At 68.0% G+C, this 18,497-nt stretch carries 24 protein-coding genes; 15 read left to right on the top strand and 9 right to left on the bottom strand.

Annotation, left to right across the window (positions count from 1 at the left end; translation table 11 throughout):
• Positions 1-54: 54 nt before the first annotated feature.
• On the bottom strand, positions 55-447 hold the full coding sequence (locus AOK17_RS15065) for a pyridoxamine 5'-phosphate oxidase family protein (RefSeq protein WP_055612961.1): 393 nt from the start codon (positions 445-447) through the stop codon (positions 55-57).
• Between the two features lie 63 nt (positions 448-510).
• Entirely contained in the window at positions 511-645 is a 135-nt protein-coding gene (locus AOK17_RS53950) for a hypothetical protein (RefSeq protein ID WP_425424609.1), read from the bottom strand.
• Positions 646-947: 302 nt separating this feature from the next.
• Between AOK17_RS53950 and AOK17_RS15060 the strand changes: the two genes are divergently transcribed.
• Positions 948-1,481 (top strand): TetR/AcrR family transcriptional regulator, encoded by a 534-nt coding sequence (locus AOK17_RS15060; RefSeq protein WP_245697162.1) that lies wholly within the window; start codon positions 948-950, stop codon positions 1,479-1,481.
• Between the two features lie 4 nt (positions 1,482-1,485).
• Here the strand turns inward: AOK17_RS15060 and AOK17_RS50755 are convergent, their stop codons facing one another.
• The gene (locus tag AOK17_RS50755; protein ID WP_157881331.1) at positions 1,486-1,656 is read right to left on the bottom strand and encodes a hypothetical protein; all 171 of its coding nucleotides are present in this window, start codon (positions 1,654-1,656) and stop codon (positions 1,486-1,488) included.
• Between the two features lie 95 nt (positions 1,657-1,751).
• On the opposite strand from AOK17_RS50755, the gene AOK17_RS15055 reads away from it, so the two are divergent.
• The 5 genes from AOK17_RS15055 to AOK17_RS15035 all read left to right on the top strand — a co-directional run bounded on the left by AOK17_RS15055 (position 1,752) and on the right by AOK17_RS15035 (position 5,297).
• Entirely contained in the window at positions 1,752-2,150 is a 399-nt protein-coding gene (locus AOK17_RS15055; RefSeq protein WP_055612960.1) for a hypothetical protein, read from the top strand.
• Positions 2,151-2,489: 339 nt separating this feature from the next.
• Positions 2,490-3,089 carry a flavodoxin family protein gene (locus tag AOK17_RS15050; protein WP_055612959.1) on the top strand — a complete coding sequence of 200 codons (600 nt, stop codon included), beginning with the start codon at positions 2,490-2,492 and terminating at the stop codon, positions 3,087-3,089.
• Positions 3,090-3,138: 49 nt separating this feature from the next.
• Complete coding sequence (locus AOK17_RS15045) at positions 3,139-3,531, top strand: nuclear transport factor 2 family protein (RefSeq protein WP_055612958.1); 393 nt, start codon at positions 3,139-3,141, stop codon at positions 3,529-3,531.
• Between the two features lie 24 nt (positions 3,532-3,555).
• Complete coding sequence (locus tag AOK17_RS15040) at positions 3,556-4,254, top strand: type 1 glutamine amidotransferase domain-containing protein (protein WP_055612957.1); 699 nt, start codon at positions 3,556-3,558, stop codon at positions 4,252-4,254.
• Positions 4,255-4,427: 173 nt separating this feature from the next.
• Positions 4,428-5,297, top strand: coding sequence for a helix-turn-helix domain-containing protein (locus AOK17_RS15035; protein WP_055612956.1), 870 nt, complete (start codon positions 4,428-4,430; stop codon positions 5,295-5,297).
• 29 nt (positions 5,298-5,326) lie between these two features.
• On the opposite strand, the gene AOK17_RS50750 is transcribed toward AOK17_RS15035, so the two are convergent.
• The 3 genes from AOK17_RS50750 to AOK17_RS15020 form a co-directional block, all read right to left on the bottom strand.
• Positions 5,327-5,614, bottom strand: a complete 288-nt coding sequence (locus tag AOK17_RS50750) for a hypothetical protein (protein ID WP_055612955.1) — start codon at positions 5,612-5,614, stop codon at positions 5,327-5,329.
• A 34-nt stretch (positions 5,615-5,648) separates the two neighbouring features.
• Positions 5,649-5,981, bottom strand: a complete 333-nt coding sequence (locus tag AOK17_RS15025) for a dioxygenase (protein WP_055612954.1) — start codon at positions 5,979-5,981, stop codon at positions 5,649-5,651.
• Between the two features lie 118 nt (positions 5,982-6,099).
• A complete protein-coding gene (locus AOK17_RS15020; protein ID WP_055612953.1) occupies positions 6,100-6,882 on the bottom strand; it encodes an IclR family transcriptional regulator in 783 nt (260 codons plus the stop codon).
• Between the two features lie 170 nt (positions 6,883-7,052).
• Here AOK17_RS15020 and AOK17_RS15015 point away from each other — a divergent pair, with 170 nt between their 5' ends.
• On the top strand, positions 7,053-8,246 hold the full coding sequence (locus tag AOK17_RS15015) for an FAD-dependent monooxygenase (protein WP_055612952.1): 1,194 nt from the start codon (positions 7,053-7,055) through the stop codon (positions 8,244-8,246).
• A gap of 223 nt (positions 8,247-8,469) precedes the next feature.
• Here AOK17_RS15015 and AOK17_RS15010 read toward each other — a convergent pair whose 3' ends face one another.
• Both AOK17_RS15010 and AOK17_RS15005 read right to left on the bottom strand, forming a co-directional pair.
• A complete protein-coding gene (locus tag AOK17_RS15010; protein WP_055612951.1) occupies positions 8,470-9,339 on the bottom strand; it encodes a helix-turn-helix domain-containing protein in 870 nt (289 codons plus the stop codon).
• Positions 9,340-9,465: 126 nt separating this feature from the next.
• Entirely contained in the window at positions 9,466-10,338 is an 873-nt protein-coding gene (locus AOK17_RS15005) for a helix-turn-helix domain-containing protein (RefSeq protein WP_055612950.1), read from the bottom strand.
• 385 nt (positions 10,339-10,723) lie between these two features.
• Here AOK17_RS15005 and AOK17_RS15000 point away from each other — a divergent pair, with 385 nt between their 5' ends.
• The 7 genes from AOK17_RS15000 to AOK17_RS14970 all read left to right on the top strand — a co-directional run bounded on the left by AOK17_RS15000 (position 10,724) and on the right by AOK17_RS14970 (position 16,343).
• Entirely contained in the window at positions 10,724-11,056 is a 333-nt protein-coding gene (locus tag AOK17_RS15000) for a carboxymuconolactone decarboxylase family protein (protein WP_055612949.1), read from the top strand.
• A gap of 94 nt (positions 11,057-11,150) precedes the next feature.
• Positions 11,151-11,558: a (R)-mandelonitrile lyase gene (locus AOK17_RS14995; RefSeq protein WP_055612948.1), complete on the top strand. Its 408-nt coding sequence runs from the start codon at positions 11,151-11,153 to the stop codon at positions 11,556-11,558.
• 36 nt (positions 11,559-11,594) lie between these two features.
• Positions 11,595-12,611: a zinc-dependent alcohol dehydrogenase family protein gene (locus tag AOK17_RS14990; protein ID WP_055612947.1), complete on the top strand. Its 1,017-nt coding sequence runs from the start codon at positions 11,595-11,597 to the stop codon at positions 12,609-12,611.
• A 109-nt stretch (positions 12,612-12,720) separates the two neighbouring features.
• The gene (locus AOK17_RS14985) at positions 12,721-13,146 is read left to right on the top strand and encodes a nuclear transport factor 2 family protein (protein ID WP_055612946.1); all 426 of its coding nucleotides are present in this window, start codon (positions 12,721-12,723) and stop codon (positions 13,144-13,146) included.
• 148 nt (positions 13,147-13,294) lie between these two features.
• A complete protein-coding gene (locus tag AOK17_RS14980) occupies positions 13,295-13,666 on the top strand; it encodes a DUF2255 family protein (protein ID WP_055612945.1) in 372 nt (123 codons plus the stop codon).
• Positions 13,667-13,733: 67 nt separating this feature from the next.
• Positions 13,734-15,320 (top strand): Na+/H+ antiporter, encoded by a 1,587-nt coding sequence (locus AOK17_RS14975; protein ID WP_055612944.1) that lies wholly within the window; start codon positions 13,734-13,736, stop codon positions 15,318-15,320.
• 63 nt (positions 15,321-15,383) lie between these two features.
• Complete coding sequence (locus AOK17_RS14970; protein WP_055612943.1) at positions 15,384-16,343, top strand: amidohydrolase family protein; 960 nt, start codon at positions 15,384-15,386, stop codon at positions 16,341-16,343.
• A 5-nt stretch (positions 16,344-16,348) separates the two neighbouring features.
• Here the strand turns inward: AOK17_RS14970 and AOK17_RS14965 are convergent, their stop codons facing one another.
• Positions 16,349-17,254: a helix-turn-helix domain-containing protein gene (locus tag AOK17_RS14965; protein ID WP_055612942.1), complete on the bottom strand. Its 906-nt coding sequence runs from the start codon at positions 17,252-17,254 to the stop codon at positions 16,349-16,351.
• A gap of 200 nt (positions 17,255-17,454) precedes the next feature.
• Here AOK17_RS14965 and AOK17_RS14960 point away from each other — a divergent pair, with 200 nt between their 5' ends.
• Positions 17,455-18,441 carry an aldo/keto reductase gene (locus AOK17_RS14960; RefSeq protein WP_055612941.1) on the top strand — a complete coding sequence of 329 codons (987 nt, stop codon included), beginning with the start codon at positions 17,455-17,457 and terminating at the stop codon, positions 18,439-18,441.
• Positions 18,442-18,497 lie beyond the last annotated feature (56 nt).

Below are 18,497 nucleotides of genomic sequence, written 5' to 3'. Positions count from 1 at the left end.
TTGCGTCGTCCGGCACGGTGCTGAGCAGCCGTGCCCACCGCGAACAGTGGGTTGTCATGCAGGGGTGTCGATGCTCCAAGACGTGGCCCAGTTGGGTACCACCTCGACCCAGTTCGGACCGAAACCCGGCCCCAGTACCTCGCCACCCTCCGTGTGCAGGACCGCTGCTCCCTTGATGAGGATCCCGCGCGGCTGCCAGGTCTGCCCGTCCGCCACGTCGTCGACCACCAACGCCGCCTGCGGGTTGACCGTGAGGTGACGGATGTAGAGCCGCTCCTGTCCGCGCCCTTCCAGGACGCGCCCCCCGATCTTGATGACCTCGCGCTCCGGATCGAAGTGGTACCGGATGGGCACCACGTGCGGTTTGCCGGACGTACCCGTCGTGGCGAGCCGCCCAAGTATGTGTTCGCTCAGGTAAGCGACTTCCTGCGCGTTGAACCTGCCCATGACGATCTCCGCTTCATTTGTTGGCTCCGACGTCCACGGAACGTCGGCTCACCGCGGCAGCGGCTACTGGTAGCGGGAGGCGAGGTCCGAACGGCGGCCGCCGGACAGTACGGCGCTTTCGGCGGCGAGCAGCGCGTCGAGTGCCGCGGGCTGGTCCTCCAGGCGGTCCGCGCGGCGGGCCACCAGGACGAAGTCCATGTCGTCTGCGCGGAGGCGGGCATACGCGGCACCGATACCAGAGGAAGCACCTGTTATCAGAGCAAGGGGCCTAGTCATGACGACATGGTAATTCAGCAGCTTGCCCACGGACAAATGCTTGATACTCATTAAGGCACCTTAGCTTTTCCCAGTGCCTGAAGCGGCGAACCGGAGGGGCGGATGAGCCGCGGCGGGCGACCGGGGGGGACCGAGGGGCTGCGCCGCTGTTTGCTGCGTGACCGCTCACCAGGTGCGCGGTCACGCCTCTCCATCGCCGTCAGCCGACCCCGGGCAACCCGCGCGTGCAGCGCACCCGCAACCGCGTGCTGGCCGTCGCACGAGAACTGCTGCCCCAGGTCGGCCCGGCCGGGCTGACCTACGCCCTGCTCGCCGAGCGGGCCGACGTCACCCGCCAGACCCTCTACCGGCACTGGCCCACCCGGGCCGCACTCCTCTTCGACCTCGTCCTCGAAGGCCCCGACCTCGGCACCTACCCCCAACCAGGCAACGACGTACGTGACGTGGCCACCGCCTGGCTCAAAAGCCTGCGCGCCGGCGTCAGCGTCCCGGCCGTACGCACCGCGGCACTGGCCGTCACCGCTCAGGCCGACCACGACCCCGACAGCGCCCGGGCACTCGTCCGCATCAGCGAAGACCGCCACACCGGCTTCAACCAACTGCTGGAGCCTTCGGGCATCCAGATCAGCGAAGACGAGTTCACCCTGCTCTACAGGCCCGTCCTCGCCCGCCTCTTCCTCGACCGCGGCCAAGTTCGGCCACCGGTTCACGTCCAAGCCCGCAGGAACCGACACCACACGGGGAGAAGGCGCGGGTGAAGTGTCAGGCGGACGCGTCGCGGTCCATGCTCACGCCGCGGCCGGGCTCGTCCGCCTCGGTGCGCGGCAGCAACTGACCCCCCTCGTTCACGGGGGCACCGGCCCACACTCTCAGGGCGTCCATGCCCGGGCCGAGCCATTGAGCACCTCCGGTGAGGCGATAGGTGACGGACACGGGAGAGCCTGCTGCGACTTCCCGCTCCACCACGCCTGCGTCCGCCAGTTCCGTCTTTCAACACCGCCCTGGCGACCGTCGAGGCCGACGACTCGGTGAAGCAGACCGCCGCCGCGGGCGAAGTCGGCGACTTCCTGACCGCACGGGACTCGGGCCGCTGCGCCAAGGGCGTCGACGTACCCGTGCTGTCGGTCGTGGGCGACCACGACACCTTCTTCATCAACCCCGCCGACCGCGACAGGACCGTCGCCGCGGAGCCGGCCGCCTACCCGGCCAGCCCTCGAGGCGACGTGAAGGTGATTCCCGACGCCGGTCACGACCTCGCGCTGCAGCTCACGGTGAACGCACCACGTGAGCCGATGCCGGACCGACAGGCCGGCCCATGGCACTCCGATGTTTGCCCACCGCACCTGCCCGAGAACCAGCCGGTGGGCGACGAAACCCCCTCAGACGCCTGGCGGACCGCGACCTCACACCAATCCGGCGAACGGTAGCCTCGCGCTGTCCGCGGCACGGGCACCAGCCGGGCGAGGCGCCGCACGGCCGAGGCCGTGGCTGATCTTCCGCCAGGCCCGGTGGCCCATGATTGAGGCCCCTCGGCGATTCTCCACGGGAGGCCCGCGCCTCCCTTTCAGGGGAGAATCGCTTACCCGCGAATAGCAACCGGCACGCAGGTCAATTCCCGCGGTCGCGCCTTTCCGCAGACCCCGAAGGGAAGAATCGCTTACCTGGAGAACGGTAGGCAGGGGAAATTTTCTTACCCCTCACAGCGCGCTCTTCCGATGCAAAGCTTGGTCACGAACTGAGCAGAAACCTCGAGGAGCCCGATCACCATGTCCCGTTCCGGCCGCCCCACGATCGCCATTGCCTTTCACTCGGGCTACGGCCACACAGCCGTCATCGCCGAAGCCGTGGCGCGTGGCGCAGCGGAAGCCGACGCCGAGGTGGTCTCGATCGCCGTCGGCACCATCACCGACGAGCAGTGGGCACAGCTCGACGCCGCGGACGCGATCATCTTCGGAGCCCCCACGTACATGGGGACCGCGTCCGCGGCCTTCCACGCGTTCGCCGAGGCCAGCAGCAGACGCTGGTTCTCCCATGCCTGGGTGGACAAGCTCGCCGCGGGCTTCACCAACTCCGGCGCCAAGAACGGCGACAAGTCATCCACGCTGGGCTACTTCGCCACCATGGCCGCCCAGCACGGCATGCACTGGATCAGCCTGGGTCTGCAGCCGGGCTGGGCCTCCACCACGGGCACCGAGGACGACATCAACCGCCTGGGCTTCTTCATGGGCGCCGGCGCCCAGAGCCCGACCGATGCCGGACCGGAAGCGGTCCACAAGTCGGACATCGCCACCGCAGAGCACCTGGGTGCGCGCGTCGCACACCAGGCCGCGATCTTCCGGGCCGGGCGGGCCGCCCTCCCTGCCTGATCACAAGGCCCTCTTTCCCGTATCCGAATCCCCCCGCAAGGAGCGCACCATGTCCGACTCCCCCGACCTCGCCCTCATCCGCCGGGTCTACGAATCCCGCATGGCGCCCGAGGTCACCAAGGAGGTCATGGCCCCTGACTTCGTCTGGGACATCACCCCGGGGTTTCCGAACAGCGGCGTGTACCACGGCTGGGACAGCGTGGCGAAGGACTTCTTCGGCACACCGATGCCGAACATCGTGTCCTTCGGCGCTGTGCCCGAGGAGTTCTACGCCGACGACGCAGGCCACGTCTTCGTGTTCGGGCACTACCACGCCGAGACCAAGACCGGCGACAAGGCCGACGTCCGGTTCATCCACCTGTGGACCGTCCGCGACGGCAAGGCCGTCAGCATGCGGCAGGCCGCCGACAGCCACATCCTCCAGGAAGCCCTCAAGGGCTGAGACCACCCCCAAGGAGACCTACCCATGGCGAAGATCCTCTTCGTGATCACCGCGTCCGACCACTGGACACTGGCCGACGGAACGCGGCAGCCGGCCGGCTTCTGGGCCGAGGAAGCAATCGGCCCTCACCAGGTCTTCAAGGAGGCCGGATTCGAGATCGCGGCGGCGACACCCGGCGGTGTGCCGCCCACGGCGGATGCGCTCAGCCTCACCGCGGAGTTCAACGGCGGAGAGGAAGGCGCACAGCGCATGCGCACCGCCCTGCGTGAGGCGACCGAGCTGGCGCACCCGATGCGCATCGAGGACGTCAACATCGACGACTACGTGGCCGTGTTCTACCCCGGCGGCTGGGGTCCGATGGAGGACCTGCCCGACAACACCGCCTCCGGCAACCTCCTCACCGAATGGCTCGCTTCGGGGAAGCCGGTTTCGCTCGTCTGCCACGGTCCCGCGGCGCTGCTTGCCACCATCGGCCCCGACGGCACGTCCCCGTTCGCCGGCTACCGTCTGACCGGCCTCTCCAACGCCGAGGAGAAGCTGAACGGGCTCGCGGACCGTGCGAAATGGCTGTTGCAGGACCGCCTCGTCAACGAACTCGGGGCGGACTACCGCGAGGCCGATCCGTTCACGGTGCACGTCGAGTTCGACCGCAACCTGTACACCGGCCAGAACCCGGGCTCGGCGGTCCCGCTCGCCCAGGAACTCGTCAAGGCACTGGACTGACGCCGCAGCTGTGTGATCTCTCGGCGGCCCGTACGCGCTCCGGACCGCCGAGTCCACGTTCACCTGCTGCCATAGGGGTCGGAACCGAAGCATTTTTCGCACATCAGCCAGGCCGACATGGGCAGGAACTCTCCCCCTCACAGCTGCCGAGCTTTTGTGCGAAGCTGCAAATCATGAATCGCAATCCCCATCTGAACGAGCTGGGTGAGTTCCTCAAGGCCCGCCGTGCCGAAGTCAGCCCTTCCGAGGTCGGACTCCGCGGAGGGCAGCGGCGGCGTGTGAGCGGTCTGCGCCGTGAGGAAGTGGCTCTTCTCGCCGCGATCAGCACCGAGTACTACACACGGATCGAGCAGGGCCGTCTCCAAGCATCGGCCCCCCTCCTCGAGGAAATTGCCCAGGTGCTCCGCCTGAACGACGATCAGCGGACCTACCTCTTCGATCTCGCGGCGAAAGAGAGGCTGCGTCCGCCGACGTCCGGAGACCGCCAGCAGGTGGACACGCAGCTGCAGCGCATGCTGGACGATCTCACCGCCTCCCCGGCCTTCGTCATCGGCCGGCGCACCGACATCCTGGGCTGGAACCAGCTCGCCGCCGCCCTGTGGACCGACTTCGGGCGCTATCCGGAGCAGGAGCGCGTGTTCGTCCGGCTCCTTTTCACCGAACCCTGGATGCGCGAGCTGTATGCCGACTGGGAGGAGGTCACCCGGCTGGCCATCGCCCAGCTGCGCATGGAGAGCGCGCGCTACCCCGGCGACCAGCGCCTCACCGCTCTGGTCGAGGAACTCTCCGCCCGTGACGCACAGTTCCGGGAGTGGTGGACCGCCCATGACGTCGCGATGCGGGGCAAGGGCGTCAAGAAGCTTCGCCACCCGGCGGTGGGCGAGCTGACCCTCGACTGGAACACGCTCACGTGCGGCACCGACCCCGACCAGCACATCATCGTGTGGAACGCCGAACCGGGTTCCCCCTCTCACGACGGGCTACGCCTCCTGGCTTCCTGGGCCGCGGACCAGAGGCGGACGGCGTCCGACACCGTCACGTAAACCTCCCCCAGGATCACTGCGGTCAGAAATCAACTGCGGAGTGCGAGAAAGACCTTGGGGACCACGGCCACGCCGGACAAGTCGGCGCCATCGCCGACTGCGACCGAATCCCAAGCCCTGACACCGCCCGCCACGCGCCGGACGTTCATGGCCGCGGACTGACTCTCCTGTTCGCGATGGCGGGCGACGCAGCCGTCGGGAACCTCTACCGGGCAGCCGATGCTCGACTTCAATGCAAAGGACCTGCACGCACCGACCGCCACCGCGGGCTCGTCCCGGCCGATCAGGTCGGCTACGCCGCGGGGATCCTTCTCCACGTGCCGCTCGGTGACGTACGTGACCGGCGAAGGCTCATCCCCGTGATGTTGCTGTGCTCTGCAGTAGCGCTGCTCTTGTGCGCGCCGGCACCCTCGCGGAAGGTTGAACGTTCCTTCCTCCCGGCTTGCCATCGGTGCCGTTGTTCATCAGGGCAACCAGCGTTGACAGGCTCAGCGAACCCGCCATCAGCCTGGTCACGATGCCGAAGGCGGTGTCGCACTCCTCATCGGCCAGCCGTACTTCGCGGGCGAAATCGTGCAAGTGGCGCACCAGCGCCTGGATGATCTCCTTGGCGCGCGGGGCGCCGTCTCGCTCCGTCTCGGCAAGTACCACAGCGGTGAGGTGGTGTTCGTCGTGGATGACCACGTCCGCGTCTCCTCGTAGCAGCCGGCTACCCGCCCGTAGCAAGCACTGCCAGGGAGTGCCCGAAGGCCGTCTGGCCCGCGCAACGACGCTGTCCAACCAATGAACAACGAGTAAGGGATCAGCTGTTGTTGCGGACCTTGACGCCAGGGCGCCAGCCGAGGAGGCGGGAGATGCCGAGACCGCTCGCGATCACGGACGGAAGCACCTCCTGGTGCTTCACCGAGTCAGTGCGCACGACCACGGACAGCGCCGCTACGACACGACCTTCGCCATTCACGATGCGCATGGCCACCGAATCCAGACCGGGAGTCAGCTCTTCTCGCACCGTGGCCGTCCCGGTGCGACGACAGTCGGCGAGCTCCTTGCGCAGCACCTCCGACGCCACGATGCTTCGCGGCGCGTATTCCCGGAGTTCGCCCGACAGCACGGCCTCGATCAGCTCCGTGCCTCCGTGGCTGAGCAGCACCTTGCCAACGCCCGTGCAGTGCAGGGGAAGCCGCCCACCGACCTGGGAGACGAGCTCGGGTGCCTCCGGCGCGGACAGCCTCTCGATGATCACCGCTTGCCGGCCCTCCAGGACCGCCAGTTGCACGTGCTGGTGGAGTGCGGTGTAGAGATCCTCGAGGAACGGCTGGGCCAGCGTGCGCAGTGATTCGGTGAGCGGGGCCAGGGTCCCGAGTTGCCACAGACGCAGTCCCACCGTGAATCTGCCGTCCGGCCGACGATCCAGCGCGCCGAAGTCGGCGAGTTCCATGGCCAGTCTCCGCACAGTGGCGTGAGGCATGCCCGTCTTACGCACCAGGTCGGCGAGGCTGAGCGCAGTGTGCCCGGGCTGGAACACGAACAGTACTTCCAGCAGGCGGGAGCCCACCGTCCTGCCGGGCTCGCCGGTCCGGGGCATACGGCACTGCCTCCTCGCTGTGCGGTACCGCTCGTCTTGCCCGACTCAGGATAGCGACGCCATGGAAAGCGGTGTCCATTCAATGAACACAGCCGTTCCCGGCGGCGCCGGACGCCAGACAGGATCTGGGGCCAGTTGATTTGCCCTGGACGAGTCAGAGGAGTCCATCAGTGCCTGCCACCGTGCCTGGTCCGCGCATTGCCATCGTCGGGGGTGGCATCGGTGGTCTGGCCGCCGGTGCCTTCCTGCGCCGCTCAGGGTTGACGACCACCGTCTACGAACAGGCGACCGCACTCACCGAGGTCGGCGCCGGGCTCGTGATGGCTCCCAATGCCGTGCGGCTGCTGCGGCGCCTCGGCACCATGGACCAGTTCCTCCGCCGGGCCGTACCGCTGGACTGGGGTTGGGAGTTCCGCCGCTGGACGGACGGGACAGTGCTCTCGGTCGAGAAGCTGAACGGTGTCTGTGAGCGGCTCTACGGCGAGCGCACCTATGGCGTGCACCGCGCCGACCTGCTCGACTCACTCAGGGCGGCCGTGCCCAGCGAGTGGGTCCGCCTGGGCGCACGCTGCACGGCGGTCGACGCAGGCGAGGACGTCGTGCTGCTGCGCTTCGCCGATGGCAGCCATGCCGAGGCGGACATCGTCATCGGCGCCGACGGCGTGCACTCCGTCGTCCGCAGCGCCGTGACCGAGCCCTCACCACCGACGTACTCCGGCATCTGCGCCTTCCGCACGATCGTGCCCGCCCGAGCCGCGCCCGACTTCGCGCTGCGCCGCGCCCAGACCCTCTGGCTCGGGCCCGGACGACACTTCGTGCACTACCCGGTCGCCGGTGGGCGGGCCGTCAATGTCGTCGCGTTCGCTCCGGCCGGGGATCACACCGACGAGTCCTGGAGTACGACGGCCACGATCGAGGAGTTCCGTGCCGAGTTCGCCGACTGGGACCCGCGGGTGACGGACCTGATCACCGCCGGCGGTGTACCCGGGCGCTGGGCGCTGCTGGACCGGGCACCACTCCGGCGTTGGAGCCGGGGCAGGATCACCTTGCTCGGGGACGCCGCGCATCCCATGTTTCCCTTCTTCGCCCAGGGCGCGGCCCAGTCCATCGAGGACGCCGCGGCCCTGGCTCGCTGCCTGGCCGCGTATGCGAACGACCCCGAGCGGGCTCTGAAGCGGTACGAGGCGGCGCGGATCGAACGCACCACACGCCTGCAGGAGATCAGTCATGGTCGCAGGGAGATCAACCATCTGCCCGACGGGCCCGAGCAGCAGGCTCGCGACGCCGCACTGGCCGAATCCGATCCGCTGGTGCGCAACGGCTGGATCTACGGCTACGACGCCGAGGAGGCACCGACCTCGTGACCAACAACGCCGACGACAGGAGGAATGCCACCAGGGCCACCACCACTCCCGCGGCACCGGACCGGCAGCGTCAGGTCGAGGAGGAACTGGTCCAAGCCGTCCTAGCGTCATTCCAGGACACCCAGGATCCGCGGCTCAAGGAGCTGATACAGGCCCTCGCATCAGCTGGCCACGGCGCCGGCGCACACAGCCCCCCGACGGGCGAGCCTCGCGCCTCGTTTTGTCAGGCTGTCCCATCCCGCGCCCGCTGGTACGGGGAGGCAGTCCACGACGCAAGGAAACGCAGTCCGTCATGAGACGGGGTCCCGGACTCGGCCGTCATGACCACCAGTTGCTGTGCTGGGTCAGCTGTACGGGTCAGGCTGTCCCAGTCGAGAGTGAGGTCACCGGCGACCGGGTGACGCAGCCTCTTCGTGCCGACCCACAGACCGGGCACCTGGCGACCGGCCCACCACCGCCGGAAGTCGGCGTCGGCCACCGACAGCTCGCCGACAAGTCCGGTCAACGCGGGGTCGCCGGGGCATCTGGCAGCCTCCACGCGCAGTTGGGCGACGCAGCTCCGGGCGACCGACCTCCAGTCGAGGTAGAGCTCCCGAAAGCCCGGGTCGGTGAAGACCAGCCGGGCGTAGTTGCGCCTCTTCTCCGGAACCCGCTCGAAGTCGGTGAGCAGAGCGGCTGCCAGAGCGTTCCAGGCCAGGATGTCCATGTGACGCCCCAGGACGAGCGCAGGGGTCGCGGTCAGTTCGTCCAGGAGACGTCTGAGTTGCCCCTGGACCTTCTGTGCCGGTCGGCGGCGCGGCGCACACTCACCTCTCGCCGCGAGCGCGAACAGGTGGTCACGCTGGTCATCGTCGAGACGCAGGACACGGACGAGCGTTGCGAGCACTGCTGTCGACACTGGGGCACGCCCCTGTTCCAACCGCGCGTAGCGGTCGGCGCTGATCCCCGCGAGCTGGGCGACCTCCTCCCGGCGCAGCCCCGGCACTCGCCGGGGCGCCCCGGACTCGGGCAGACCCACCGTGCGCGGACTGAGCTGCGCCCGGCACACCTTGAGAAATTCTCCCAGTTCGGCCAAATGCGCTTTACTGCACATAGCAGCTAGTGTCACAGCGCTCGACTGAAAAGTGAGGGGGAGAGTTTTCTCCCAGGCTCTGGGCAGTCGCCTCTTGTTTTCCCGAGGCGTGGTGCTACAGATCCCCGGTGGTCATTTGCGGTCAGGTCAGGTCACCCGACCGGCTGCGGACTCGCCGAGGTGACTGGCGGCCCACGAGGCCAGCGTGCGCAGTCCGTCGTACGACGGACTGCCGGACTCCGCCGTCCAGACGACGAGTTCCTGATCCGGATTCGTGCTGCAGGTGAGGGTGTCCCAGTCGAGGGCCAGTTCGCCGACGACGGGATGGTAGAAGCGCTTCGTGCCTATGGTGCGGGACACCGCGTGGCGGCTTCCCCACCACTGCCCGAAGTCCTTGTCCTGCACGGAGAGTTCGCCAACCAGACTGGTCAGCCGCGGGTCGTCCGGGTACTTGGCGGCCAGCGTGCGCAGATGGGACACGCATGCGCGGGTGACGGTCCGCCAGTCCGCGTACAACGTCCTCATGGACGGGTCGGTGAAGAGGATCCGGACGTAGTTCCGGTTCCTTTCCGGCACCTGCGCGAAATCGGTGAGCAAGGCGGCTGCGAGCGGATTCCACGCCAGGATGTCCATACGACGGCCGATCACGACGCCGGGGGTCGCATTGAGGTCGTCGAGCAGGCGGCGCAACTGTGGCTGCACCCTCTGCGCGACCTGGCGGCGGGGGCGCGCCGTCTGCCGGCCGACCAGCTCGAACAGGTGGTCGCGCTGGTCGTTGCCCAGATGCAGGACCTGGGCCAGAGCTGCCAGCACCGGCGCGGACGGCTGGATGCGGCCCTGCTCCAGCCGCGTGTAGTAATCAGTGCTGATGGCTGCGAGCAGGGCGACCTCCTCGCGGCGCAGGCCGGGCACACGCCGGGGACCACCGGTGTCCGGCAGGCCGACGGTGCGCGGGCTCAATACGGCCCTTCGCGCCTTGAGGAATTCACCCAGCTCGTTCAGATGCGCGTCGCCGGTCATGAGTGCCAGTCTCGCACCGCTCGGTCTTCGCGAGGGGGGTAAGGATTCTTCCCCTGGATAAGTCATTCCCAGGATGGAATTCTCCCCTTTGCGGGTTCGCACGATGGTGGCAGGGTCGAGGGAGCGGCCCACGATCAGGACCGACCTACGGAGAGCATTCACCCGAAGAGGCGGGGTCGCCAACCTCGGGGCCGCAATTGCTTTCCGGACGTCACCGATATTCGGTATATCCATGCGGCAGGCGGAGGAGGCGGGAAGAGAAAGTACTGAAAGAAGTCGGGTCTCCCAGCAATGGCCTGACACTTGGCGCCGGTCTCCACGCCCGACGACTGGCCTCGCACGACTTCGCCTCTCCCTCCCTGAACACACGTTAGGAACACCCCCCATGACCGACCGGAAGAAGTTCGCGCCGCCGGCGATCCAGGAGTTCGCCCCCAAGCTCGCGGAGGTGACCGACACAGTCCTGTTCGGCGACATCTGGGAGCGCCCGGGTCTGTCCCCGCGCGACCGGAGCCTGGTCACCGTCACCGCGCTCGCCGCCCTGTACCGCAACGACCAGCTCGCCTTCCACCTTGGCAAGGCGCTGGAGAACGGCGTGACCAAGGACGAGTTGATCGAGGCCATCACCCATCTGGCCTTCTACGCCGGATGGCCCAACGCCATGACCGCCATGAACCAGCTCAAGGAGATCGTGGACAAGGCCGACCAGTCCGGCTGAGCCTCTCCCGGACGGCCCACACCCGACAGAGCGGGCTCGCGCCCCCATACCGCCGGCGCGCTGTCCGGCGACAGCACCGCCGAGGGAAACACACATGGAACTGCTGAAGCAGCCCCCGACCATGAGGCTTCCCGCCGAGTGGTTCACCGGCGACGCCTACGCCGATGTGATCTACCGCGGCGAGGCCCCCTCCCGAATGCGGGCCAACATGGTCCGGTTCACGCCCGGCGCCCGCACCGCCTGGCACTCCCACTCCCTGGGACAGACCCTCTACATCGTCGAGGGCATCGCCTTGGTGCAGTCGCGTGGCGGCGACATCATCGAGGCCCATCCCGGCGACGTCATCCACACGCCCCCGGGTGAGGAGCACTGGCACGGGGCCGCGCCCGACCAGTTCATGATCCATCTCGCGCTGTGGGAGACCGACGACGCCACCTGGCTCGAGCACGTCTCGGACGTCGAGTACCACGGCCCGCGCGTCAGCACCCGCACCCGCCCCTGACGCCACCACGTACCTGCCAAGACCTGGGAAAGCATCATGCGAGCAACCATCATTCACGGCCCCGGCGACATCCGGGTGGAGAACGCCCCCGAGCCGAAGATCACGGCGGCCACGGACGCGGTCATCCGTACCGTCGCCACCTGCGTGTGCGGCTCCGACCTGTGGAGCTACCGGGGTATCACCCCGATCACCGAGCCGCAGCCGATCGGCCACGAGTACGTCGGCATCGTCGAGGAGGTCGGCAACGACGTATCGACCGTCAGGCCCGGACAGTTCGTCATCGGCTCCTTCATCGCCTCCGACAACACCTGCCCGAACTGCCGGGCCGGCTACCAGACCAACTGCCTGCACCGCGACTTTCCCAACGGCTGCCAGGCCGAGTACATCCGCATCCCCCTCGCCGACGGCACCCTGGTCGCCATTCCGGAGCAGCCGGGCAAGGAGCTGATTCCGAGCCTGCTGGCCCTGTCCGACGTCATGGGCACCGGTTGGTACGCCGCCAAGGCGGCCGCGGTCCAGCCGGGTTCGACGGCCGTGGTCGTCGGTGACGGCGCGGTGGGCCTGTCCGGCGTCATCGCCGCGAAGGAACTGGGCGCCGAACGCATCATCGCCATGAGCCGCCACGAGTCCCGGCAGAAGCTGGCCCTGGAGTTCGGCGCCACCGACATCGTCACCGAACGCGGCGAGGAAGGCATCGCCCGCGTCAAGGAACTGACGAACGGCGTCGGCGCCGACTCCGTCCTCGAGTGCGTCGGCACACAGCAGTCGATGCAGCAGGCCCTGCAGTCCACGCGGCCGGGCGGCAGCGTCGGCTTCGTCGGCATGCCCCACGACGTACAGATCGACGGCCAGCAGCTCTTCTTCTCCCACGTCGGCCTGCGTGGCGGCCCCGCCCCCGTGCGGGCCTACCTTCCCGACCTCATAGAGCGCGTCTTCAGCGGCCGTATCAACCCGGGCAAGGTCTTCGACCTCACCCTGTCCCTGGACGAGGTCGCCGAAGGCTACAAAGCCATGGACGAGCGCCGCGCCGTCAAGGCGCTGCTGCGTCCGTGACTTGAAGCCCCGGCGGTGGTGGGCAGCCCCAGCCGCGCCCACCACCGCCGGCCCCGACCGGCGGTATCCGCGCCCGCCCACCACAGCCCAGCAGAACGGACCGACCGCCATGACCAGCGAGGCGATCCTCACCGTAGAGGCGTACTTCGACGCCCTCGGCACACGCGAAATGGAACGGATCCTCTCCCACTTCGCAGCCGACGCGACGTGGACGATCCCGGGTGACCCGGCACTGACTCCCTGGGCCGGACGCCGCACCGGACCGGAGGAGATCCGGCAGTCCCTCACCGCGTTCTTCGCAGCCGTCGAGCCGCTCGCGTTCGAGCTGCAGACCATGGTGGAGGCTGACGGACAGGTCCTGGCACCAGGCCGGTACGCCTCCCGGTTCCGTCCCTCGGGACAGGTGCTCGACAGCGAGATGATCCTGCGTTTCACCGTCGCCGACGGCCTGATAACCGACTATCGCGTCTTCGAGGACTCGCTCGGCATCACACGTACCTGCCTCGGCGAGCCTCTCACCACCACTCCCGCCTGAACGCAGGTCTTCCGGCACCCCCGACCACAGTGACGCGCCCATTCCTACGCCTTCGCCGACGCCGCGGTGAATCTCGTCCTGAGGCCGCCCCGACGACCGTGACGAGCTTCCTTGCCCTCACCGGATGATGGAGTTTGGAGAAACACCGATGACGACATGGACGAGCGACGAGCTCAACCGCATCGGCGGGGCCGACGAGCTGGAGATGTCGCCGCTCCGGCGTGACGGCACCCTGCGGGGGCCGGTGCCGATCTGGGTCGTCCGCGACGGCGACCATCTCTACGTCCGCTCCTTCCGAGGTAGGGACGGCGGTTGGTGGCGCACGGCACGCGCGAACCATCAGGGGCGCGTCCGATCCGGCGGCGTCGACAAGGACGTCACGTTCGTCGAGGTGACGGACTCCGAGATCAACGACCGCATCGACACCGCGTACCGCACCAAGTACGGCCGCTTCGGCGGCGCGTACGTCAATCCCATGGTGGCGGCACGCCCGACGACGCTGGAGCTGGTGCCCAGATGAGCCAGACGTGCCCGGTGGGTGCCGCTGGACTCCCGCCGGCAGCCCGCCCGACCCAGGAGCAAGCCCCGTGATCGGTCTCGAACTCGTCGTGCTCCTGGGTGTGGCCGTGCTGGTCGGCCAGTTCGTCGCGCAGCGGCTGGGCGTGGCACCACCTGTAGTGCTGCTTGTCGTGGGTGCCCTTGTCGGGCTGGTCCCGGCCGTGCGCCAGACACAGCTTCCACCGGAAGTGGTGCTGCTGCTCTTCCTGCCGGTGCTGCTGTACTGGGAGAGCCTCACGACGTCCATGCGGGAGATCCGTACGAACCTGCGCGGCATCGCCCTGCTCAGCACGGTGCTGGTGATCCTCACCGCGTGGGCCGTCGCGGTCGCCGGGCATGCGCTCGGACTGCCGTGGGGACCGGCGTGGGCGCTGGGCGCGGCCGTGGCTCCGACCGACGCCACAGCGGTGGGCGTCCTGGCCCGCTCTCTGCCGCGCCGTCAGGTCACCGTGCTGCGTGCCGAAAGCCTCGTCAACGACGGCACCGCACTGGTCATCTTCGGCCTGGCGGTCGGTCTCACCGTCGGCGAGGAACACCTCACCCTTCCGCACGTCGGCGCCCTGTTCCTCCTGGCCTACGGCGGAGGGGCCGCGGTCGGCGTGGCGGTCGCCTGGATCAACATGAACCTGCGGCGACGCCTGGACGATCCCCTGCTCGGCAATCTCGTCATGATCCTTGCGCCGTTCACGGCATACCTGCTCGCCGAGCTGATCCACGCCTCAGGCGTCCTCGCGGTCGTCGTGAGCGGGCTGATCATGGCCCAGGTGGCTCCCAGCCTCATCCGCGCCGAGCACCGCCGCCAGGCTCTGGCGTTCTGGCCACTGCTCACCTTCATCATCAACGGCACACTTTTCGTCCTGGTCGGAGTGGAACTCCAATACGCGCTCCGCCACTTGAACGGGTCCGACCTCCAGGACGCCCTGATCGCGATCGGAGTGGTCAGCGTGGTGCTGGTCGTGGTCCGGTTCGCGTTCCTGTTCTCCTCCGCCTACCTGATCCGCGCCATCGACCGGCGTCCCCAGCAGCGGGAACTGAGAATCAGTCACCGGGCACGTGTCGTCAGCGGCCTTGCGGGCTTCCGTGGCGCGGTGTCGCTCGCCGTGGCGCTCTCGGTGCCGGAGACCCTCGACTCCGGCGCCCCCTTCCCCGACCGTGCCTTCATCGTCTTCGTCACCTCCGGCGTCATCGTGGTGACTCTCGTGGTGCAGGGACTGCTGCTGCCGGGCGTGGTGCGCTGGGCCCGGCTGCCGCGCGACACGTCTGTGGACGAGGAAGAGATCCTCGCCGACACCACGGCCACCGAGGAAGCAATCTGGGCACTACCGCGACTCGCCGAGGAGCTGGGCACCACCCCGAGAGTCACGGAGTGGCTGCGCCAGGAGTACGAGGCCCACCTGGCAACCGTACGGGCCAGGGGCGCGGGCTCCGACGGCGATCCCGCCCTGCTCCACAACCGCCACTACACCGAGCTGCGCCTGGCCCTCATCGCCCACAAACGCGCAACCGTCGTCCGCCTGCGCGACGAACGGCACATCGACGACACCGTGCTGCGCCGACTCCAGGCCGCCCTGGACAACGAAGAGGTGCGACTGGCCGGACGCGAGCAGGCGGAGTGAGCCAAGCCTGACACCCGGCCTGGATCCAAGCCTCGCGAGCCTACAAGAAGGGACCCCCTCGTCATGTCCTCCGGCCTCATCGACGTCCACGCCCACCTGCTGCCCGACTTCTACGTCCAGCAGGCGACGGCGGCGGGCCACGCCCACCCCGACGGCATGGGCGGCTGGCCCACGTGGTCCGTGCGAACGCACCTGGACCTGATGGACCGCAACGGCATCGACACCGCGATGCTCTCCATGTCATCCCCCGGCGTGCACTTCGGCGACGACAATGCGGCTCGCCTCCTCGCCCGACGTGTCAACGAGTGCACCGCCGAGCTGAACCGCGACCACCCCGGCCGCTTCGGCAACTTCGTGTCGCTTCCCCTACCCGACGTGGAAGGCTCGTTGGAGGAGATCGCATTCGCCTTCGACGAACTCGACGCCGACGGCGTGGCCTTGCTGACGCACACGCACGGTGTGTACCTGGGCGACCAGCGCCTCGACCCGGTCTTCGCGGAACTCGACCGCCGCCGGGCTGTGGTTTTCCTGCACCCGACCTCACCGGTGTGCTGGGAACAGTCCGCACTCGGCAGACCGCGGCCGATGGTCGAGTACATCTTCGACACGGCCCGTACCGTCACGGACCTGGTGATGGCGGGCGTCCTGACGCGCCATCCGAACATGCAGGTGATCGTTCCGCACGGCGGTGGCGCGGTTCCCGTCCTGGCCGACCGCATCAACGAGTTCATGAGGCTGTTCCTGCCTTCGGAGAAGTCACCCTCCCTCGATGCCGTCCAGCAACTGCAGGGCCTGTACTACGACATGGCGGGCACAGCCTTTCCACGCCAGGTCCCCGCACTGCTCGAACTCGTCGGTCCGGACCGCGTGCTGTTCGGCAGCGACTACTGCTGGACGCCTCCCCCGCTGGCCGATGCCCACATCGCGGCGATCGACGCGGCCGAGTCACCGGTTGAGGGATCCACGTGGCGTTCCCTGACAACGGCCAACGCGAAACGCCTGTTCCCGGGGACAAGTCGGTGAAAGCCTCAAGTGGCGCCGTGCAGCCTCTCCGGCGCCCTCTCGATGGCGGCAGCCAGGGAACACAGGGCCCTGTAAGTCTGGCTGCCGGGTTCGGCGGTCCACACCACGAGCTGCTGTTCGGGATCCTCCGCGCAAATGAAGGTGGACCGTTGAAATGTCAGGTCGCCGACCGCGGGATGCCGGAGCAGCCTGGTGCCGCCGGCCCGCACGGCGACATCGTGCGAGGTCCACCACAGCCGGAACTGCGGATCAAGCGCGGAAAGTTCTTCGACAAGCACGGTCAGTCGAGGATCGTGAGGGTTCCGCCTGCTGTCCATGCGCAGGTGGGACACGGCCAGTCGCGCCATGTGCTCCCAGTCTCTGTACAACACCCGGATGACGGGTTCGGTGAACAGCAGGCGCACGTAGTTGCGCTGTTCCTCGGGGATACGCCCGAAGTCCGTCACCAGAGCGGCAGCCATGGCGTTCCACGCCAGAAGATCCGTGTTGCGCCCGATGACGAACCCCGCTGTCAGGGTGAAATCGTCCAGCAGGTACCGCAACTGCGGGCCGACTTCTTGCCGAGCGCTCTTGTTCGCCGGGGGCAAGGCGGTCTTTCCCGCGAGGGTCAGGATGTACTCGCGCTGATCGCCGTCGAGGCGGAGCACCTGCGCGAGAGCGTCGAGGACGGCCGCGGACGCCTGAACGCGACCCTGTTCGAGCCGGACGTAGTAATCGGTGCTGATCGTGGCCAGCCGAGCGACTTCCTCACGACGCAGACCGGGAACACGCCGCTGCTCACCGGTGTCGGGCAGCCCGACCCCACCGGGGCTCAGCTGTGCACGGCGCGCCTTGAGGAAGGCTCCCAGTTCGTCCAACCTCGGCTCGCGTTGCACATTCACAGCTTCGCACGTTGCCGTGATCCCGAACATCAAACCAAGCGGTTGCTGACGTCATCGCCTGGAGGTTGCTGTCGATCACCGCCGTAGTGGTGATCGTCGCAACGGCCGCGGTCTGCGGCTCGGGCCACACCCCGCAGCCACCCAGTGCCGTCCCTGGCGACGAAGGTCGAGGGTCGGCTGCAGGCTCGACCCCATATCGAGCACCATGAACGACACCGGATGGAGTAAAGATGCATACCCGAACACTTGGGCAGGACCTGCGGGTCTCCGCCATCGGTCTAGGCGCCATGGGAATGTCCCAGAGTTACGGCCCGAACCCCGGTGATCGAAGCGCCATGGTCGCCGTGCTCCGCGGGGCCGTGGACCGCGGAGTCACGTTTTTCGACACCGCGGAGGTGTACGGCCCCTACGTCAATGAGGAGCTCGTCGGAGAGGCCCTCGCTCCGGTCCGTGACCACGTGGTGATCGCCACGAAGTTCGGCTTCCGTATCGAGAACGGTGCGTCAGTCGGACTCAACAGCCGGCCCGAGCAGATCCGTGCCGTCGCGACGGCCTCCCTCGAACGGCTCGGGGTGGAGACGATCGACCTGTTCTACCAGCACCGTGTTGATCCACAGGTGCCGATCGAAGAGGTCGCCGGCACGGTGGCGGAGCTCGTGCAGGAGGGCAAGGTCCGCTGCTTCGGGCTCTCGGAGGCCGGTGCGGAGACCATCCGTCGTGCTCACTCGGTCCACCCGGTCACGGCAGTGCAGAGCGAGTACTCGCTGTGGACCCGGGATCCCGAGTCACAGATCCTGCCGACGTGCGCGGCGCTCGGCATCGGATTCGTTCCCTTCAGCCCGCTCGGCAAGGGGTTCCTGACCGGGGCGGTGGACGCCTCGACGTCGTTCGCGGCCGACGACGTCCGAACCACCATTCCACGGTTCACGGCCGAGAATCGAGCGGCCAACCAGGCTCTCCTCGATCACATTGCATCGCTCGCGCAGGCCAAGGACGCCACACCGGGGCAGGTCGCGCTCGCCTGGCTGCTTGCACAGCATCCGTGGATCGTCCCGATTCCCGGAACGCGGCGCATCGCCCGCATCGAGGAGAACATCGGCGCCACTCAACTACCGCTCTCCGCCGACGAACTGTCGGGCCTCAACGAACTCGCCGACCGGGTCGGGGTACAGGGAGACCGCTACAACGAGCACCACATGTCGCTGGTCGACAATTGACATGCTCCTCGCCCTGAAGGGCGAGGATTCTGGCCTTCTCTACCGGTTGCGGTGCC

It is taken from the genome of Streptomyces phaeochromogenes (genome assembly GCF_001418655.1).
In the GTDB taxonomy this organism is placed as follows: Bacteria; Actinomycetota; Actinomycetes; order Streptomycetales; family Streptomycetaceae; genus Streptomyces; species Streptomyces phaeochromogenes.
Note: the sequence above shows the minus strand (reverse complement) of the source record. Positions and strands in the feature narration are given on the sequence as shown.

Excerpts from the sequence above, each read along its gene's own strand:
- AOK17_RS15065 (WP_055612961.1), bottom strand. The coding sequence starts at position 447 with ATGGGCAGGTTCAACGCGCAGGAAGTCGCTTACCTGAGCGAACACATA.
- AOK17_RS53950 (WP_425424609.1), bottom strand. The coding sequence starts at position 645 with ATGGACTTCGTCCTGGTGGCCCGCCGCGCGGACCGCCTGGAGGACCAG.
- AOK17_RS15050 (WP_055612959.1), top strand. The coding sequence starts at position 2,490 with ATGTCCCGTTCCGGCCGCCCCACGATCGCCATTGCCTTTCACTCGGGC.
- AOK17_RS15045 (WP_055612958.1), top strand. The coding sequence starts at position 3,139 with ATGTCCGACTCCCCCGACCTCGCCCTCATCCGCCGGGTCTACGAATCC.
- AOK17_RS15040 (WP_055612957.1), top strand. The coding sequence starts at position 3,556 with ATGGCGAAGATCCTCTTCGTGATCACCGCGTCCGACCACTGGACACTG.
- AOK17_RS15035 (WP_055612956.1), top strand. The coding sequence starts at position 4,428 with ATGAATCGCAATCCCCATCTGAACGAGCTGGGTGAGTTCCTCAAGGCC.
- AOK17_RS15020 (WP_055612953.1), bottom strand. The coding sequence starts at position 6,882 with ATGCCCCGGACCGGCGAGCCCGGCAGGACGGTGGGCTCCCGCCTGCTG.
- AOK17_RS15010 (WP_055612951.1), bottom strand. The coding sequence starts at position 9,339 with ATGTGCAGTAAAGCGCATTTGGCCGAACTGGGAGAATTTCTCAAGGTG.
- AOK17_RS15005 (WP_055612950.1), bottom strand. The coding sequence starts at position 10,338 with ATGACCGGCGACGCGCATCTGAACGAGCTGGGTGAATTCCTCAAGGCG.
- AOK17_RS15000 (WP_055612949.1), top strand. The coding sequence starts at position 10,724 with ATGACCGACCGGAAGAAGTTCGCGCCGCCGGCGATCCAGGAGTTCGCC.
- AOK17_RS14995 (WP_055612948.1), top strand. The coding sequence starts at position 11,151 with ATGGAACTGCTGAAGCAGCCCCCGACCATGAGGCTTCCCGCCGAGTGG.
- AOK17_RS14990 (WP_055612947.1), top strand. The coding sequence starts at position 11,595 with ATGCGAGCAACCATCATTCACGGCCCCGGCGACATCCGGGTGGAGAAC.
- AOK17_RS14985 (WP_055612946.1), top strand. The coding sequence starts at position 12,721 with ATGACCAGCGAGGCGATCCTCACCGTAGAGGCGTACTTCGACGCCCTC.
- AOK17_RS14980 (WP_055612945.1), top strand. The coding sequence starts at position 13,295 with ATGACGACATGGACGAGCGACGAGCTCAACCGCATCGGCGGGGCCGAC.
- AOK17_RS14970 (WP_055612943.1), top strand. The coding sequence starts at position 15,384 with ATGTCCTCCGGCCTCATCGACGTCCACGCCCACCTGCTGCCCGACTTC.
- AOK17_RS14965 (WP_055612942.1), bottom strand. The coding sequence starts at position 17,254 with ATGTTCGGGATCACGGCAACGTGCGAAGCTGTGAATGTGCAACGCGAG.
- AOK17_RS14960 (WP_055612941.1), top strand. The coding sequence starts at position 17,455 with ATGCATACCCGAACACTTGGGCAGGACCTGCGGGTCTCCGCCATCGGT.